The following is an 18,009-nucleotide window of genomic DNA, read 5'->3' as shown; positions in this document are numbered from 1 at the left end:
CAGCCAGGTATTCGGTCGAGCACTACCCGATTGTCCGTCACGGCCTGGGGGGTACGGAATGGCCCGTCAGGCCGCTCAGCATCTTGCTGACATCGTCGGCATCGGGGAGTTCCAGACAGGCGAAGAGCATCTGTGCCCTGTTCAGTTGGATACGGGCGGTATCGGTCAAGCCCAGATCAGCCTGGGCCTGACCCAGCACCACCAAAGCGTACGCTTGGTCCCGTACGGCTCCGATCTCCTCGCATCGTGCGACGGCGTCGGTGGCGTACTGCACCGCCTCGTGGTAGCGCTCCATCTTGCGGAGCGTTTCGGCGAGCTTGTACAAGGCATGTGCCTCGCGTCCCCGAATACCGGCCGAGCGGCACACGTCGAGACATTCGGTGTAGCGGGCGGCTGCACCCTCGTACTGCTCCCGTTCGTGCAGTGCCTGAGCCAGCACGTACAACGCGTACGCGACACCCGGAAGATCGCCTATGGCGCGAAGCTGCACAAGTACAGCTTCGCAGGCCGGTATCGCCTCGGTGGCCCTGCCACTGCGCACACGAGCGAGCGCCGCGTTGGTCGTGCTCGCCGCCTGGCCCGACGTGTGACCCAAAGCGTGGGCGAGCGCGATCGCCTCGTCGAAGCAGACCACCGCCTCGTCGAATTGGCGCAGGAACATGAGGGCCACTCCGAGGTCGTTCAGCGCCTGCCGGAGAATGACCTTGTCGTCTGCGTTCCGCGACGCCTCGATGGCAAGGCGCGCATGCCTCTCGGTGTCGGCTGCCCGTGCAGCCTGCAGCGCAATGGTGCTGGACAGCAACTGCGCCCGACCGTATACGCGCTGGTCTCCCAGCAGTTCGGCCTTCCGGGCCAGCTCCAACGTGACGGGCGCCAGTCCCTCGGACCGGGCGTCAGCGCAAAAGGGGCTGACCGCGATGAGAAGATTCACGGCGGTCCACAGCCGTCCGTTGTCCGGTTCCGCCGGCCAGTCGACGGCGTCCAGTGCGGCCGCCGTTATCAGCCTGATCTCACCGAGGATCCACGAACGCGCCGTATGGACGTCGCGGAACCACACACCCGCCGACCTCACCGGGCCGAGCGAGTCGGCCACTGGGTCGCCCGGCACGGCGTGCGAGAAGGCATTGCACGCGGTGGCCAGCAGAAAGTCGAGCAGTCTCCCGAACGCTCGCTCCGTGTCGACCGAGTGCCTGCTCTCCGCCCGCTGGGCGAAAGCGCGGAGCAGATCGTGGTATCGGTAACGGCCCGGCTCCGGGGACTCGAGCATGGCAGCGTCCACAAGGGATTCCAGCAGTTGCTCCGTCACCTCCTCGTCCTCCGCGAGTACGGCCGAGGCAACGGGGAGCCCGATATCCAGCGGAACCACGGCGGCGATCAGTCGGAAGGCGCGGGCTTGCTGAGGCGTCAGCTGCCGGTATCCGAGCTCGAAGGCGGCGTGGATCGACACGTCACCCACGCGCAGTTCCTTGATACGGCGCTGCTCATTGGTGAGCCGGGCGGTCAGCGTTGCGATGGTCCACCCCTGCCGGGAGGCAAGCTTGGTGGCCACGATCCGGATGGCCAGCGGCAGGAACCCGCAGAGCCGGGCCAGTTCGAGCCCTTCCGCTCTCTCCGCGTCGAGCCGCTCGTGCCCGATGACCGTGCCCAGCAGGGAGAGGGCCTCATCGGGCCGGAACGTGTCAAGGCTGAGCTGATCCGTGAGGGGCAGGCCGAACAGACGCGACCTGCTGGTGACGATGACCCCGCAGCCCACCGATCCGGGAATCAGGTGCTGGACCTGTGCCGCGTCCCGTGCGTTGTCCAGGACGATCAGTACTCGGCGGCCGTCCAGCGTGGAACGCAACAGCTTGCAGCGGTCGTCTAGTGCGTCGGGCACCGCTTGGGCTGCGATGCCCAGTGACAGGAGGAACCCCGTCAGGACGATGCCCGGCTCGGCCGGGCTGTCGTCGTTGCCCCGCAGATCGGCATAGAGCTGCCCGTCCGGATAGGCGTGGCGTACACCATGGGCGATGTGCAGGGCCAGGGAGGTCTTCCCGATTCCTCCCATCCCGGCCACCGCCACGGCGGTCAGGGTACGGCGCCCAGGTGTCGTCAGCAGGGTACGTATTTCGCTGATGGCGGCAGCGCGCCCGGTGAAGTCGGGTATGTCGGGGGGGAGTTGAGCCGGGGCCGGCAGCACCGGCACCGGCTCGCAGTCCCGGGTGATGGTCGGCCCGCCCTCCGCTGCCCGCTTCGGCTCGTCGGGTGCCGCGAACTCCTCGGAGACCGCGACGGACAGGGCCGGGTCGCTCTCCAGTACCTGCCGGTAAACAGTACTCAGCTCGGGCCCCGGATCGATGCCCTGCTCCTCCAGCAGCAGTCTTCTGACACCGTTGAACACCGCGAGCGCGTCGGCCTGCCTCCCCGCCCCGTACAACGCGCGCATCAACAGGCCGTAAGGACGCTCACGCAAGGGATACATGGCCGTGAGTTCCACCAGGTCGGCTATGGTCAGACGATGGCGGCCCAGGGCCAAGTCGAGGTCGAGACGTTCCTCCAGCAGGGCGATCCGTAACTCCTCCAATCGGTCGCGCTGCCGCATGGCGAAGGGGCCGGGCACACTCGCCAGCGGCTCCCCCTGCCACAGGTCGAGTGCCTGGGCCAGCAGATCGCTCGCCTCCTCGATCCGCCCTGAGGTACGTGCCCGTGCCGCGTCATGGGCGAGGGCCTCGACCCGCCCCACATCCAGTGCGGACGGCGGGACGACCAGCCGGTAGCCGTCCCCGACCGACACCACCACGCTCGGTGTCGAGCGGTCCGGTTCCAGAATCTTTCTCAACTGCCAGGCATAGGTGCGGATCGTGGTGGTGGCCTTTCTGGGCGGTGTGGCACCCCACAACGCGTCGACCAACTGTGCCCTCGACGCGGCATGTCCCGGCCGCAGCAGAAGTACTGTCAGCGTGGCCCGCAACTGCGGAGGACCGATTCGCAGTTCCGAATCGCCGCGGTGTACACGCACTGCCCCGAGCACGGTGAAGCGAAGCTTCTCAGCCACCTGCTCACGCCCTCTCCGCCGCACCACTGTCAACTGCTGTCGCTACCCTAGACGAGTTATTCCGATGTGATCAGTGGTGGTATGTGATCAGGAATCGGGTGACCGGGGGCTCCGGTCCGACGGTGATGACCCGGGCCATGCACTGCCAGCAGTCCGACTCCGTGGTGCGGTTCGCCTCTCACCCGATGACGCACCATGTGGAGTGCGTGGCGATTCTGGAGCCGGTGAAGAAGGACGACCGACCTACGAGTTCGGGTGATGTGCATGCACCGGTGGTCATGCACAGGTGGCGGAGAGAGACCGCTCGGCACGGTGTTGAGGCTTTGACGGGGCCTGGTGCGCGGGGTGGCGGCCGGGCAGGCTAGTTTGCTCGGATGGGTCTCCTTGATGATGTGGCCGAGCGTGACGGCTGGCGGTGCTGGGTGTGTGACGAAGCGGTCGACCCGGACGAGTCGGTCAACGACCCGCGGGGGCCCAGCGTCGACAGCCGGACTGCCGACCGGAAGGCCAAGGTCGCCGAGCGGCTCGCGCACCGCGGATGCAACACCCGCAAAGGTGCGGTCAAGGTGGTCATCGCCTGGCCGGACCGCCTGTACGTGGTCGAACCCGCGCCGCTGATCACCGTTGCCGGGAGGCTGGAGCGCAAGGGGGGCCGCGAGATGGTGGGCCGCTGTCCGACCAGGCGGGACGCCCAAGAGGCGGCGGATTGGCTGGTGGACCGGTTCTCCCGACTGGTACCGGGGCTGCCGGTTACCGCCGACATCGAGCCGGGCGGCGGCCAGTTCCTCGTCACCCTGGCCACCGGCCGCCGCTGACCAGGGATCACCGGCGCACACTCGCGTCAAGCCGAACCGTCGGACCGCACCGACCTGTCCCGGCACGAGCTGACACATCGGCAGTCGGGCGGACCCGCAGGTCGGTCCGGACACCCGGCATCTGCCGGGCGGGACAGCACAGCCTCGGCCCGGGGCACCGGAAACACTGCCTCCCCCTCGGAGAACTGGCGCTTCCAGCCCTTCTCCGCGACGAGATCAAGAAGGACGACTGACCTGCGCTTCGCGGTCAGGGATCAGGGCATCCCTGCGCACAGCGGAGTGCCGCGGTCTTCGCATGGGCGGGCCGGCTCGTCGTGGGCGGTGCCCGCGGATTGCCATAAAGAGGGCGGAGCCATTCCGCTTCACGGGCCCCCGCCATCGGGTGGGCGGGAGCTGAGCCGGTCCGGGCGGGCGGCGGAGCGGATGGCTGCGCCGGTGGTGCGGTGCCGTCGGCCCAAGTGACCTCGACCGCACCGTGTTTGCTCTCGTCGAGGACAGTGACCTGAGGCTTCTCGATCAGGTGGCGGGGAAGCCGGTCGCGGCCGGCGTCGGGGTGGTCGCCGCCCTCCCGATGGCGGGCCGTGGGCCAGAGTCCGGGTCTGGCTCACGTTCGGCGGCGGTCAGCAGGCGGGGGCGGGACGTCGGGAAAGTTGGCGTATGCGTCGGCGAGTTGCTGCCGCTGGGCCGGTGTCCGGCTCCCACACGCGCTCAAGCACAGTCCGCGTGGTCGTGGCCTGTCCGGCGGCGGCTCCGAAACCGTCCCGGTCGGGACCGGGGCGACCTCCAGACGCCAGGAACAAGCACAGAGCCATCCAGCGAGCACTTGGATCCTCGCATGCAGGTTAATCAACCGGCAAGTCCCCGGGGCAAGTTGAGGCACCGTCAAAATGTGTATCTATGGGGCTTGATGGCGCATCCGGTACCAACTGGTGCTTTGGGTCTCATTACTTGGGAACTCGCCCGCCGATGCTTGACATGGTTCTTCGGCCCAGATCTACTTTCGAGCAGTGAAGCGACGGAGGGGGAGTTGTCATGAGAGGTCTCGCGGCGGAAGCCGAGGCTATTGACGGCGCGCTCGCGGTAAGAACTTTTGGACGTCTTGAGTCAGATGCCGGAGGACGCGGCGCGGTTCTACCGCGGTGTCCAACTGGGTGTTGAATTCTGCAGAACTTCCCGCTGGAATGAACGCTGATCCGCCCCGGGTCGGCTAGCGGAGGTCGCGGTGCAATTCATTCCTGACTCCCCCCGATGGGTTACGCCCTTCGGGATTGTTCGATGTCTCATCCATGGCCGATGCGAGGCCGTCTGAAGCGGATTTCCGCCAAGGTCGGTCCCGCCTGCTTGCAGCGGGGCGCCGCCCTGCCGACACTCGCCTGACCAGCAGTAATGATCTAAACGGCAGGAAGTATGACCCCCCGGCTTCGGAGCCGGTGCGCATCCCGGGCACACCGGGAGCCTTCGTGCGCCCCGATCAGAAGGAGAAGCGGACATGAAGTCGGCAAACAGATTCCGGCGTGATCAGTAACAAAACTGCAAGGCGAATGAATGTTTGAGGGCGACCGGGATCAATCACAGCCCACGTCATCAGTGCCGAAACGGACAGAAGAGTCGCATTCTCGGATTTCCACTCTGGTGCAACCGAGAAAGATCAGATTGAATACCGCACGAGTCGTGAAGCGGATGCACGCCTTCCGCGATCACGATCTGAAAAGTTCGGAGGGGAACGGCCGCATGATGGAGATGACCAATTACCTGCGAGCGGGGTACGCCGTCACATGAACCCGCTGACGTACTCGCCGCGCCTGGTCAAGGCGCTCCCGCCGGTGGATGTGTGCGGCCGGGCTCTGAAGGTTTACGCGATGTTCGCGGAGCCGGAGAGCGCCTCCACCCTCCCGGAGCCGGAGTGGCTGCAGCAGCAGGCCGCCTCGGTGCTGACCGAACCCCTGCAGGAGGGGGATCACCCCGCCGGCTTCCTGATCCTGCACTACGGGACGGAAGGCAATTACCTGCTGGTGAGCCAGTGGTACGACGCCAACATGCTCAAGCACTGGGTGCGCGGCACGGCCGTCGATGCCGCGGGGAACACGACGGTCACGCCCCTGGTCCAGCGTGACCTGATCGCCTGCGTCTGGGAGTTGGAGGTCATCAAGTTCGAGCGCGACGCCTGGGTCAACACCGTGCTGGCGCAGGGCCGGCTCGACCAGGCCTCGATCGACGCATACCTCAACACGACCTTCTCGGGGTGGGTATGAGCCACGACATCAAGGTGCAGCCGATCGAGCCGTCCCACCTGGACGGACTGCTGACGATGTGTCAGGAGCATGCGGCGTACGAGAAGGCGGACTTCCGTGAGAACGGCCAAGTCGAGCGCTGGCGTTCGGCGTTGTTCTCGGAGCGGCCGGCACTGTACGGCTGGGTGGCGACGGACGGCGGAGAGCTCTGCGGCTTCATGACCGTCACGATCGACTTCGCCACCTGGGGCGCCGAACCGTTCGCCTACATGGACTGCCTCTACCTCCGGGAGCCGTATCGGGGGAGGGGGCTCGGCCGCACCTTCCTCGAGCAGCTGGGGGAGTTCGCCGCAGCCCGGGGATGCGGCTGGGCCGAGTGGCAGACCCCTCCGGACAACGAGCTCGGCGCCGGCTTCTACCGGCGCATGGGCGCCGGGGAAAAGACCAAGCTTCGCTTCCATTACAACGTTGAAGGGCAGGGCGTCTCGTGACGGACATCTCCATACCGGTGGCGCCGCTGACATCGTTGCCTCCCTGGTCGCTCGACTCCGCGGACCGGGCCTTACCGCCTCCGGCGCTCGGCGACATCGTCCGGGCAGCGGCGAGCAACTGGCCGGACCGCCCGGCGCTCCACGACGGACGAAGCGGACTCACGTTCGCCGAGCTGGAGCAGCAGGCCCGGGCGCTCGCGGCCTGGCTGAGCGAGCAGGGCGTGGGGAGCGGGGACCGGGTCGCGATCCTGGCTGAGAAGTGCGCCATCATGCCCGTCCTGGCCATCGGGATCTGGAAGTGCGGCGCGGTCTACGTCCCGCTCGACGCTGCGCAGCCGGTTCCCCGTCTGGGCAGCCTGCTCGGCCGCCTGGAGCCGCGTGTCGTGATCGCCCTGGACGACCGGGAGCCGTCGGTCCCGGGCGTCCGCTGGGTCGGCCGGGCACAGCTCGACGCGATCCTGTCGGGGCCGGCCCCGGACCGGCCGGCCGTGGCGAAGGCTCCCGAGGACACGGCGTACATCATCTTCACGTCGGGGTCGACGGGAGCGCCGAAGGGCGTCGAGATCAGCGTCGCCAGCCTGGTCGCGTACTTCGGGAACCACAACGAGGTGCTCCGGTTCACGCCCGACTCACGGGTCTTCAGCCTGTCCCCGTTCCACTTCGACGTGTCGATCGAGGACACGCTGCTGCCCCTGTCGCTGGGGGCGTTCGTCTACCAGTTCCGCAACGTCCACGCCGGCGCCATCATGCGCGCGATCATTAAACGCGAGCGGATCACGCATCTGATCGCCGTGTCCACGCTCCTGACGATGATCACGGAGGGCGGGCGGCACGTCACAAGGGAGAACTTCCCCTCCCTGCAGATGATGATGACGGGCGCGGAGGTCTGCGACCCCGGTGTCATCAACGTCTGGAAGACCAGCTTGCCCGAGGTGCGCGTCATCAACGCCTACGGGCCGACCGAGGCGACGATCGTCTGCGTCACCCATGAGATCGAGCGGGCGGACCCGGAGCGGGTGAGCTCGTACCCGATCGGCCGGCCCCTGCGCGGCGTGGCGGCACGGATCGTGGAGGACGGGGCCGAGGTCCATGAGCGCGGCCGGGCCGGTGAGTTGTGGATCGGCGGCGAGCAGGTGATGAGCGGCTACTTCGGCCAGCCGGAGGAGACCGCCCGCCGCGTGGTCGAGGTGGACGGCGTCCGCTACTACCGCACGGGCGACATGTGCAGCTACGACGAGGACGGCAACTTCGTGTTCCACGGCCGGAACGACGACGAGGTGAAGCTGGCCGGCCGCCGGATCCATCTCGGCGAGATCCGGCAGATCGTGCTGGGCGGCCCGGGCGTCGAGCGGGCAGCCGTCGCGCTGGTCCCGCGCAACGGCCATGACGTGATCGCCCTCGTGGTGATGGCCCCGGAACGGGCCGTGGTGGCGGATGTCGAGAGGCGGCTGAGAGACCTGTTGCCCGAGTACATGCGCCCGGCGCTCGTCGCCTGGTCACCTGTGCTCACCGTGTCCTCGACGGGCAAGACGGACGAGAACCGGCTGATGCGCCAACTCGCCCAGGCGGCCGCGGATTCGAGCGCGACCCACTTCGCGTTCACCGCCGGTGGGGACGTCGAGCCCGTCGACGGGGATGGCGATGCCTGATCCGCAGGGGCCTTCCCTGAACGTCGAGTTCGGCCGTCTGGCCGCCGCCAGGAAGATCATGGCGGTGAAGGCGTCCACCGGCTCGCTCGCGGACGACCGGACCAACGCCGAGCGCTGGATCTCCCGCTTCGGAAGCGTGGCCGAGCCGGACGACGGCGCGTCGATCGACGCGGGTGAGCACTCGGTGGTCATCCGCCCGGCACAGGAGGACGCGGACGCGCCCTACGTGCTGTATATCCATGGCGGCGGGATGGTCTACTACTCGACGGCCGTATTCCAGCCATTTCTGAGGACGTTGGCGGGCGCCCTGCATGCGCCCGTGGAGGCGTTCGACTATCTGAAGGCGCCGGAACACAGCGCTGAGGAGTCGGTGGAGCGGCTGGCGGAGCACATCGCGGCACGGTGCCGCACGCTGGGGGACCGGCAGCTCGTCATCGCCGGTGACAGCGTGGGCGGACTGCTCGCGCTCTACCTCAGCCTGCGGGTCCTGCCCGGGGTCTTCTCGCGCGTCGTACTGATCTATCCGGTCCTCGACCTCCAGACGGAGCGCGAGTCCTACCAGGCCTTCGGTCGGGGCTACTTCCTCGACAGCGGCAGCATGCGGCTCTTCAAGTCGATACTGCACCCCTTCTTCTCGGGGCGGGACTTCGACCCGTTCGCCCTGTCGGAGAGCGATCTGGACCGGCTGCCGGCGGGCTCGATCGTGACCACCGGCTGCGACGTACTCCGTGACGAAGGACTCGACTGGGTGGGGCACCTGGACGACCGGTCGGTCAAGCTGCGACATCTGCACTTTCCGGATCTTCCGCACGACTTCTGCCTGTACGCCGGCAAGCTGGATTCAGCCAAAAGTGCCGTGGCCGAGATCGCCAGGACCGCATTTCATCCCGAGGAGAGACGCGTCTAATCGATCAAAGAATTCGTGGCGAAAACGGAGTTATCGATTGCCTTGACGGCCGATATCACCGGTCATTAAGGTTAGTTCGAGAAATGCGAGCGGAAAGGCAGGATTGAGAGTGGTAGTCAAAGCCGAGGCGGTAGCATTACCGCCGTGGTCGATCGATCCTGCTGACGGGACCAGCCCTCCACCCGCTCTCGGTGATCTGCTCGTCGCTCCGGCCCTCAAGTGGCCGGACCGCACAGCGATCAACGATGGAGACGTCAGCTACACGTTCGCCCAGCTCGAACAGGGCGCCCAGACAGTTGCCGCCTGGCTGACCGGGCAGGGGGTCGGTGCCGGGGACCGCGTGGTGGTCCTGGCCGAGAAGCGCGCAGTCATGCCGATACTCGCCCTGGCCATCTGGAAGTGCGGGGCGGTCTACGTCCCACTTGACGCCGCTGAGCCGGTGGCCCGGCTGGAAGGACTGCTCAAGCGCCTCCAACCGGTGGCCGTGATCGCACTGGACGACCGGGACCCGGTTGTTCCCGCGGACTGCTGGCTGGGCAAAGAACAACTGGCCGTGATCCTGTCCGGGCCGCCGGTGACTCACTCCACCGTGCCCCGTCGTCCGGAGCAGGCCGCGTACATCATCTTCGCCGCCGGTTCGACCGGTGAGCCCCAAGGGGTCGAGAACAGCGCTGCCGGCCTCTTCGCCTATTTCGGCAACCACAATCAGGTGCTCCGCTTCACAGCGGAGTCCCGTGTTCTGAGCCTGTCGCCATTCAATGTCGATGTGTCGCTCGAGGACACGCTGCTCCCCTTGTCGCTGGGAGCCTTTGTCTTTCAATTCCGTAGTCTCCCCGCCGGTGCCGTCATGCGTTCCGTCATCGGCCGCGAACGAATTACGCATCTGATCGCGGTATCGATGCTCCTGGCCATGATTACCGGGGACGGCCGTCAGATCACCCGGGCCAAGCTGGCCGGCCTGGAATTGGTGATGACGGGTGCCCAGGTCTGCGACCCCGCCGTCGTCAACATCTGGCGGCAGCAACTGCCGGAGACCCGTTTCGTCCACGCCTTCGGCCCACCCGAGGCCACTGTCTTCAGCCTGACCCATGAGATCGGGTCCGAGGACGCGGAACGCACGACCGCGTACCCCATCGGCCGGCCTCTGCGGGGCATGAAGGCGAAGATCATGCAGGGTGAGGCCGAAATCCATGAGCCCGGCGTGAACGGGGAGCTCTGGGTCGGCGGCGACCAGGTGATGCGCGGCTACTTCGACCAACCCGACGAGACCGCCCGTCTTGTCGTCGAGCTGGACGGGACGCGCTACTTCAGGACCGGCGACATATGCAGCTACGAAGAAGACGGCAACATCGTGCTGCACAGTCACGGCGACGAGGAAGTCACGTGGCTGGCGGGCCGCCGTACCCATCTGAGTGAGATCCGCCGGGCTGCGCTGGGCTGTTCCGGCGTCGACCGGGCGGTTGTCGCCGTGATCCGGCGCAGCAACCGCGACGTGGTCGCTCTCGTCGTCATGTCGGAGGCGCGGCAGGTGGTGGCGGACGTGGAAGCGCGCCTGCGCGGTCTGCTGCCCGAATACATGCGTCCGACCCTGCTGGCCTGGTCGCCTGGTGGGTCAGCCACATCGACTGCGGAATCCGGTGAACGTGAACTGGTTCAACGGCTCGCGGAAGCAGCTCAGCAGTCGAACTCCAACTATTTCGTACTGTCGGCCGATGGCGCCGTCGAGCCTATTGAGAAGGTGGAGTCATGACTGTAGCGGTGAAGGAAAAGGTCGCCGAATACCTGGAGATGGCGCTGGGCAAGCCGGTGGACCTTTCTCCACTGCCCGACGACACGGCACTCAGTACCCTTGGCCTGGATTCACTCCTGACCATCAGTGTCCTGGTCACGCTTCTGGAAGACTGCGGCGTCGACCTGGGAGAGCACGCGGACTCGCTGGTCACTCCGAGCACCCTCGGTGATCTGTATGCCGTCGCCGACCGGTTCATGGAAGACGAAGACTCGACCCCGAGTGGGAGTGACGTGTCCCGAGAACAGCGATCGCAGGTGGACTTCTACCAGGAGAAGCTTGCCTATGAGATCGACTCCGCGGATCTGCAGACGGCACTCGATGACGGGCAGGACCTGGTCGTTGTCGACGGCCGCAGCAGCGAGTCCTACGACAGGGAACATATTCCTGGCGCGATCAGCATTCCTCACCGCTCGATCTCTCAGGATTCACTGGCCAGCCTCTCCAAAACACCGCTGTACGTCGCCTACTGCGATGGCATCGGCTGCAACGCCTCCACGAAGACGGCACTCAAGCTGGCGACCTCGGGCTTTCGGGTCAAGGAGTTGATCGGCGGTCTGGACTGGTGGAAGCGGGACGGCCACGCCACCGAAGGAACGGCAGCCCAGTCCGAGGCCCATGACCACGTCGACTGCGGGTGTGCCGGCTAGGCAGCAGGCAGAGAATCAGCCGAGCAGAGAGATGGTAGTCGACCTGTGAGTACTCCGAAGTTCGACGAGTCGCAGTTGGATGTCGCGGTGGTGGGCGGGAGCATCGCCGGCTGTGCCACCGCAATCCGCTTCAGTCAGATGGGTTATCGGGTCGCGATCTTCGACAAGAAGGCGATGAACGACCAGTCCCACAAGCGGCTCTGTACCCATTTCATTCAGCCGCACGCGTGGCCGCAACTGGCGGAGCTCGGAGTGAGCCACCTCCATGAGCCCGCCTGGTCCGTGGCCACCAAGGCCATCTTCGTGACGCCCGGGGGCGTGGTCGAGACGCCCGGGGCCTATGTTCCCGAGCAGCCGGATTCATGGGCGCTCAATCTGGAACGGAGCGTCCTCGACCCCGCACTGCGAACAGCCGCGCGGGAGCAGGGCGTCCAGTACATCGACTCCACCGCCGTGGAGAAAATCGAAGAGGACGAATCCGGCTGGACCCTCGACACGAGCGGTGAGTCCGGGGCCCACCGCTACCGGGCCCGCCTGGTGGTGGCCGCGGACGGCCGCCGTTCGCGGCTGGCCAATGAGCTGGGAAACCCGACCGATTCCCATCCGAATGAGCGCGCGGCTCTCTTCGGTTATTTCACGGGGATCAAGACCCGGCCGGACAACAGCTCGGTCTTCATCATGAACGAGCGGGACCTGGCCTGCGTCTATCCGCTCATCGACGGCAGGACTCAGCTGGTCCTCTTCGCGGAGAAGTCGCGGGTCGAGGACTGGCACGGCTCGGACGGCCGGCTCCAGCAGTTCCTGAAGTACTTCGATGACCTGCCGGAAGCGCCATCGATGTCCGACGCGGTCCCGGAGGGCGGGCTGCTGGTCTCCAACGACTACCCGAGCCTGATCCGCCAGCCGGTACTGGGCTCGATCCCCTTCGTCGGAGATGCGGCCCTGTCACTGGACCCCATGAGTGGCGTCGGCTGTGGATTCGCGTTGCTGTCGGCCGATCTGCTGGCTCGCGCGTTCGCCGACCGATCCCTGGCGAAGGCTGATCTCGCAGACGGACTGGCCGAATACCGGAAGCAGTTCGAAGACGTCATTCTCCCGCATGCCGAAGGTATATGCGGTGACTCTCTCGTCGACAAGGACGAGGCGTCCCGCCGGAGGATGTTCCAGACCATCAGCGGCAATCAGGAACTGAGCCAGAAGTATCTGGCCCTCACCGGCCGCATGCTGCTCCCGGGCGAATTCCAACGAGCCCTCATGCGCGGGATGATGACCCGGGGTGTCGCTCGTCTCAAACGCTAGCCCAACCCATATGGCGTCTAGAACCAAGAAGCTGTGATATGCGTATTCAAACTCCGTCACCTCTCGTCGGGGTGCTGTGCGGCATCAGTGCCAACCTGTTCTGGGGCCTGGCATTTCTGTTGCCGGTGCTGCTCCCCAACTCGGACGCCGTCGCTCTCGCGCTGGGACGGTACCTCGTCTTCGGAGTGCTGTCGCTCGGCATCATGATCCTCAGACGCGGCGCCGGAATGCGCGGCCTGGGCCGGCGAGTATGGTTCACGGCCGTGGCGTTCGCCTTCGCGGGCCACCTGGGCTACTACTTCTTCCTGGTGGAGGGGATCACCCACACGGGGGCGCCCATCACGACAGTGATCATCGGGACGCTGCCCGTGACCGTCGCGCTGACGGGTAACTGGGTCCGCAGGGAGTTTCCGTTCTCGCGGCTGCTGCTTCCTCTCGGCGTCATCGTGGTCGGTCTGGTCCTGGTCAACTACATGGAGGTCGACTGGAAAACCGCCTTCAACGGCCACTCCGGAATGACGTGGGTGATCGGTCTCGCGTCGGCGCTGACAGCGCTCGTCCTGTGGACGGGTTACGCGGTGGCCAATGCCAACTTCCTCAAGAAGCATCCGGAGATCTCGTCGACCAACTGGTCCACGCTCATGGGCGTGTGCACGCTGGCCCTGTCGTTGGTGGCCCTGCCGATCGCCGCTGTCTCCGGCGGGGTGCACATCGAAGGAACGGACCAGTTCCGTCCTCTGCTGATCGGCAGTCTGGTTCTCGGTGTGCTTGTCTCATGGGTCGGAACGGTGCTCTGGAACCGTTCCTCGGGGCTGGTGCCGATTTCCATCGCGGGGCAACTCGTCGTCGTCCAGGTCATTGCCGGACTGATCTATGTCTTCACCTGGTCCGGCCACATGCCGCCGCTGCTGGAGATCCTTGGAATCGCACTGCTCATCGGCGGCGTGCTGCTGGCCATCCAGCGCACCCGCAACAAGCCGCCGGCGCCTGAAGCTCAGCTCACAGAGAAAGCTGAGATGACTTCATGAACCGCCGGGGGGACTGCGACGATCATGAATGACCCTTGGGGCCGAAATCTCGCAGGGTACAGAAAAGGGGAGGACAGAGACTGATGTCGCGCGTTGCATTCACGACTTTCGCGATCCTGAAGAAACCGTACGGGGATCCTGAAGTCCAGGAGTTCGACGACCTGACGCCGCCCACGTTCGAAGAAGCGGAAGGCAGCCCGGGATTCATAGCCAGGGCGAAAGAGGATCCCGGCCAGAGCCACCTCACCAACTTCGAGCGGGACTGGGGAGACTGGGGCAAGTTCGAGGTCCCGCGTTTCTACACGGGCGGCCGGACCAACGAGACCGACAGCCGTGCTTCCACTCTGTCCCTGTGGAGCGATCTGGAGTCCGTCTTCTCCTTCGTCTACTCAGGTCTGCACCGCGGCGCTCTGCGCAAGCGGCACGAGTGGTTCCTCAAGCCCGAGTGGCCCAGCTACGCGGTGTGGTGGGTCTCCGACGACACCACCCCCACTTGGGCGGACGCCTGTCACCGGCTGGAGCACCTGCACGACAACGGTCCGTCTCCCGTTGCCTTCACCCTGCGTCAACCCTTCACCGCCGACGGCACGTCGACCCGGGTGCGCGGCCTGGCCGAGGGACGAGAGGCCGGTGCCGATGAGTGAGTGCCGTCCCGTGCTGCCGGTCACCCGGACCGGCAGCCGGCCGGACCGGGACAGCTGTCCCGGCCGGGAGCGCCTGCCACCCGAGCCGGCCTGCCACACCCCGACGAGAACGCGACGCTGACCGAAGCGGCCGCCTCGGCACCGGGGGCGCCGAACCGCGCTGCCCACCCGCCGGGTACGTGCCCCGCTTCACCTGCCTCATCGCCGCAGTAACCGGCCTCGATGACCGCACGGCCCATCTCGGCCGTCCGGAACAGGCCATGCGCTCGCACAACGGTCCTGCAGTCTGCACGGCCGGCGCGCTGAGCTACCTCATCTCTTCCACACCACCCAGGGAATCTCTGTGATCACGCGTGCCTTCGACAGGTCGGCGATGAGCTGGTCCTATGAAATGCACCTTCAACCCATGCTGTCCGCCGCCGACATCGAGGGGCTGCCGTTCGGGTCGGTCTTCGGCAGCGTCCCCGCGCACACCGTCTCGAAACGACACGCCCACCAGGACGGCGAGATGTTCGTCGTCCTGGCCGGCAAGGCCTCGGTAGTTCTCGGGGACGAGTCGCGCGAGCTGGGACCCGGTTCGGTCGTCTACCTGTCGCCCTTCGGCTTCCACGAGATCCGCAACGACCACGACGAGGCGTTCGACATCGTCTCGGTCTACTGGGAGCACATACCGAGCGCCGTCAAGGCCCTCGAACAACTCCCTCCGCGCGACGCGCTTCCCGAGCGCGCGCTGGTCTTCTGCCCCCCGCCCACGCCCAACGGCGGCTTGCACCTGGGCCACCTCGCGGGCCCGTACGTCCGGGCCGACATGCTGGTGCGCGCACTGCGCAGCATGGGCCGCGACGCCCGGTACATCACCGGCACCGACGACCACCAGTCGTATGTGGCCGCCGCCGCGCGACTGCGCGGTACGGACCCGGCGGACGTCGCCGCGTCCGAAGGTGACGCCATCATGGCGACCCTGCGCGCGGCCGGAGTCGGCGGGGACCGGCTCACCCGTCCCGCCACGGACCCGGAGCACGCCGACCGGATCCGGGAGCTGCTCGCCCGGGTCACCTCGTCGTCCGCCGTGACGGAGGAGGAGCGGGAGACGGCCTACTGCCCGAAGTGCGACCTGTCACTGCACCAGGCCTTCGCGCGCGGGTGCTGCGGACACTGCGGCGCGGCCAGTGACGGAGAGATCTGCGAGGCCTGCGGCCGGCCCAACGAGGCCCGGGAGCTCACCGGCCTGGAGTGCCGGATCTGCGGCACCCCGGCCGTCACCCGCCCGGAGCGGGCGCTGTGGCTGGACCTCAACGCCTACGCCGGCCAGCTGCGGGACTACCTGCGGCTCACCTACACCTCGCCCGACCTGCAGGCTCTGGTGGAGAGGCTGCTGGACGAGGGGCTGCCCGCGTACCGGCTCGGCCGGAGCAGCGACTGGGGCGTCGCCCTGAAGGACGGCCAGTCCCTCGACGCCTGGGCGGACCTCGCGCTGACCTTCCTGGACGCCGCCCGCGCCGAGTCGGAGCAGGGAGGGCCGGCGAAGATCACGCTCTTCCTCGGCTACGACAACAGCTTCTACTACGCGGTCCTCCTGCCGATCCTGGCCTTCGCGGCCGACCTTGCGGACCACCTGCCCGCCGCGTTCGTCACCAACCAGTTCCTGCACCTGGAGGACGCGAAGTTCTCCACCAGCCGGGGCCACGCGGTCTGGGCCGACGACGCTCTCGCCGCGGCGGGACCGGACGCCGTACGCCTGGCCCTGCTGCGGAACGCCCCGGAAGGACGCGTGACGCGGATCAGCCAGGAGCGCGCCGGCGAGCTCGCGCAGGACCCGCTGTACCGCAATGCGCACGAGTGGCTGGGCGGCTTCGCGGCTCTGAGCGAGCAGTGCGACGGTCAGGTACCGGGTACCGGTGCCTGGACCGACGCGCACCGGGAGTTCTACCGGTACCTCAACCTGACTACCCGTCAACTCGACGGTCTGCTGCTCCCGGAGTCGTTCAGCGCGCGTGGATACGTCCAGCTGCTGGAGTCCTTCGTGACGCGCGCCGCCGAATTCCGGGCGACGGAGGAAGGGGTGCGCCAGGTCCCGTCACTGGCGGAGGAGGCGCGCACGAGCCTGGCCCTGGAGTATCTGGCGGCCAAGGTGTTCGCCGCGCTGGCCTGGCCGGTCACGCCTGAGCTGTCCCAGCAGGTCTGGGACTGGCTGGGCCTGCCCGCACAGCCGGTCCGCGAGGCCGACTGGTCCTTCCTGCCCTCCGGTACCCGGTGCGTGTCCAACGCGCCCGGTCTCGTAGCGGCAGCCGTCCCTTCTGCGGGCGAACGGTCGTGAGCCAGGCCGGCACGGCAGCGTCCCGTCGCGGTGGGGACTTACCCTCCGGTGCGGACGTCGTGGTGGTGGGCGCCGGGATCACCGGCGCCTCCATCGCGCACCACCTGGCCCGCCGGGGTGTGTCTGTCGTCGTGATCGAGCAGTCACCGCGGTCGGGTGCCGGGGCCACCGGCAGCTCCGGCGGCATGGTGCGTGCCTACGATCCCGACACGGCGAGCGGGGAACTGGCGCTGCCGAGTCTGGCCGCCTACCGGGACCCCGCGCGCTGGGCGTCGGGGCAAGCTCCGCTGCACGCCGTCGGCGCCGTGACCGCGGCCCACCCCGACCAGGCGGCCTCCTTCCGGGAGGCCGCCGGGCAGATCAACGCCGCGCTGCACACCTCGGCGCACGTGGTCGCGGAGCGGGACGAAGTGGCGGGGATACGCCTGGCCGGCGGCGTCGCCCTCGTCGAGCCGGAGGCAGGCTGGGTGGCACCGGCCGAGGTCACCGAAGACTGGCTGGTGCAGGCACGCGCCGACGGTGCCGTGGTGTGCCACGGAGTGCGCGTGCACGGAGTGGAGGCACGGGGCGGGCGCCCGGCGGTGCTCACGGACGCGGGCGTGATCAGCGCCGGGTCCGTCATCGCGGCAGTCGGGCCCTGGGCGGCCGACCCGGTGCCCGGGTTGCGGCCTGCTTCACCGGTACGCTCACGATCGATCCAGGTGAGCGTCGTCGAGCGCCGCCCTCCCGCAGCGTCCCACGCGACCTTCGTCGACCTGCGCACCGGGGTGTACGCCAAGCCGGTCGGCTCGGACCGGACCCTGATCGGCATGCCGCACCTCGTGTGGGACTCGCCCTTCGACTCACAGCCGGACCCCGCGCACGAGCGGGCCACCGTTTCCGCGCTCACCACCCATTTCCCCTGGCTCACCACAGCGGTGCAGCTCAGCACCGTCCGCGCCGCGGACGCATACGGCTCGCCCGGTGGCGAGCAGGCGTCCGGGCTGCTGGAGGGCACTGGCGTGCCGCACGTGTGGTCAGTGCGGGGCTGGAACGGCGGCGGTGTCAAGACGGCACCGGAGGCCGGCCGCCGCATCGCGGAGGCGTGCGTGGCCGACGCCTTCTCCGACGTCGCCTGACAGCCGCCCGCCCGGCGGACCCGACACCCCCCCCATC

13 protein-coding genes are annotated in these 18,009 nt (G+C 67.5%); 12 read left to right on the top strand and 1 reads right to left on the bottom strand.

What is annotated here, in order from left to right; genetic code table 11:
• Positions 1 to 37: 37 nt before the first annotated feature.
• Positions 38 to 3,034: a BTAD domain-containing putative transcriptional regulator gene (locus tag OG285_RS06715; protein WP_371790497.1), complete on the bottom strand. Its 2,997-nt coding sequence runs from the start codon at positions 3,032 to 3,034 to the stop codon at positions 38 to 40.
• Between the two features lie 374 nt (positions 3,035 to 3,408).
• Between OG285_RS06715 and OG285_RS06710 the strand changes: the two genes are divergently transcribed.
• From OG285_RS06710 to OG285_RS06655, 12 genes are all read left to right on the top strand, one after another.
• Positions 3,409 to 3,849, top strand: coding sequence for a hypothetical protein (locus OG285_RS06710; RefSeq protein ID WP_371790496.1), 441 nt, complete (start codon positions 3,409 to 3,411; stop codon positions 3,847 to 3,849).
• A 1,775-nt stretch (positions 3,850 to 5,624) separates the two neighbouring features.
• Positions 5,625 to 6,101, top strand: coding sequence for a hypothetical protein (locus tag OG285_RS06705; RefSeq protein WP_356830159.1), 477 nt, complete (start codon positions 5,625 to 5,627; stop codon positions 6,099 to 6,101).
• The gene (locus tag OG285_RS06700) at positions 6,098 to 6,571 is read left to right on the top strand and encodes an N-acetyltransferase family protein (protein WP_371790495.1); all 474 of its coding nucleotides are present in this window, start codon (positions 6,098 to 6,100) and stop codon (positions 6,569 to 6,571) included. Before OG285_RS06705 ends, OG285_RS06700 begins: the two co-directional genes overlap by 4 nt.
• Positions 6,568 to 8,220, top strand: a complete 1,653-nt coding sequence (locus OG285_RS06695) for an amino acid adenylation domain-containing protein (protein WP_371790494.1) — start codon at positions 6,568 to 6,570, stop codon at positions 8,218 to 8,220. Before OG285_RS06700 ends, OG285_RS06695 begins: the two co-directional genes overlap by 4 nt.
• Positions 8,213 to 9,127: an alpha/beta fold hydrolase gene (locus OG285_RS06690; RefSeq protein ID WP_371790493.1), complete on the top strand. Its 915-nt coding sequence runs from the start codon at positions 8,213 to 8,215 to the stop codon at positions 9,125 to 9,127. Before OG285_RS06695 ends, OG285_RS06690 begins: the two co-directional genes overlap by 8 nt.
• 109 nt (positions 9,128 to 9,236) lie before the next feature.
• Complete coding sequence (locus OG285_RS06685) at positions 9,237 to 10,877, top strand: AMP-binding protein (protein WP_371790492.1); 1,641 nt, start codon at positions 9,237 to 9,239, stop codon at positions 10,875 to 10,877.
• Positions 10,874 to 11,566 carry a rhodanese-like domain-containing protein gene (locus OG285_RS06680; RefSeq protein WP_371790491.1) on the top strand — a complete coding sequence of 231 codons (693 nt, stop codon included), beginning with the start codon at positions 10,874 to 10,876 and terminating at the stop codon, positions 11,564 to 11,566. The genes OG285_RS06685 and OG285_RS06680 overlap by 4 nt, the downstream gene beginning before the upstream one ends.
• Before the next feature lie 45 nt (positions 11,567 to 11,611).
• Positions 11,612 to 12,865: an NAD(P)/FAD-dependent oxidoreductase gene (locus tag OG285_RS06675; RefSeq protein ID WP_371790490.1), complete on the top strand. Its 1,254-nt coding sequence runs from the start codon at positions 11,612 to 11,614 to the stop codon at positions 12,863 to 12,865.
• A gap of 71 nt (positions 12,866 to 12,936) precedes the next feature.
• Positions 12,937 to 13,893: a DMT family transporter gene (locus tag OG285_RS06670; RefSeq protein WP_356830173.1), complete on the top strand. Its 957-nt coding sequence runs from the start codon at positions 12,937 to 12,939 to the stop codon at positions 13,891 to 13,893.
• A gap of 83 nt (positions 13,894 to 13,976) precedes the next feature.
• On the top strand, positions 13,977 to 14,537 hold the full coding sequence (locus tag OG285_RS06665; RefSeq protein WP_356830175.1) for a DUF3291 domain-containing protein: 561 nt from the start codon (positions 13,977 to 13,979) through the stop codon (positions 14,535 to 14,537).
• A gap of 406 nt (positions 14,538 to 14,943) precedes the next feature.
• Positions 14,944 to 16,854 carry a class I tRNA ligase family protein gene (locus OG285_RS06660; RefSeq protein WP_356830177.1) on the top strand — a complete coding sequence of 637 codons (1,911 nt, stop codon included), beginning with the start codon at positions 14,944 to 14,946 and terminating at the stop codon, positions 16,852 to 16,854.
• 59 nt (positions 16,855 to 16,913) lie between these two features.
• Positions 16,914 to 17,972 (top strand): FAD-dependent oxidoreductase, encoded by a 1,059-nt coding sequence (locus tag OG285_RS06655; protein WP_356830179.1) that lies wholly within the window; start codon positions 16,914 to 16,916, stop codon positions 17,970 to 17,972.
• Positions 17,973 to 18,009 lie beyond the last annotated feature (37 nt).

Source organism: Streptomyces sp. NBC_01471, assembly GCF_041438865.1.
Lineage (GTDB): Bacteria > Actinomycetota > Actinomycetes > Streptomycetales > Streptomycetaceae > Streptomyces.
The sequence above is the reverse complement of the archived record's forward strand: the minus strand, read 5'-3'. Positions and strand labels throughout refer to the sequence as shown.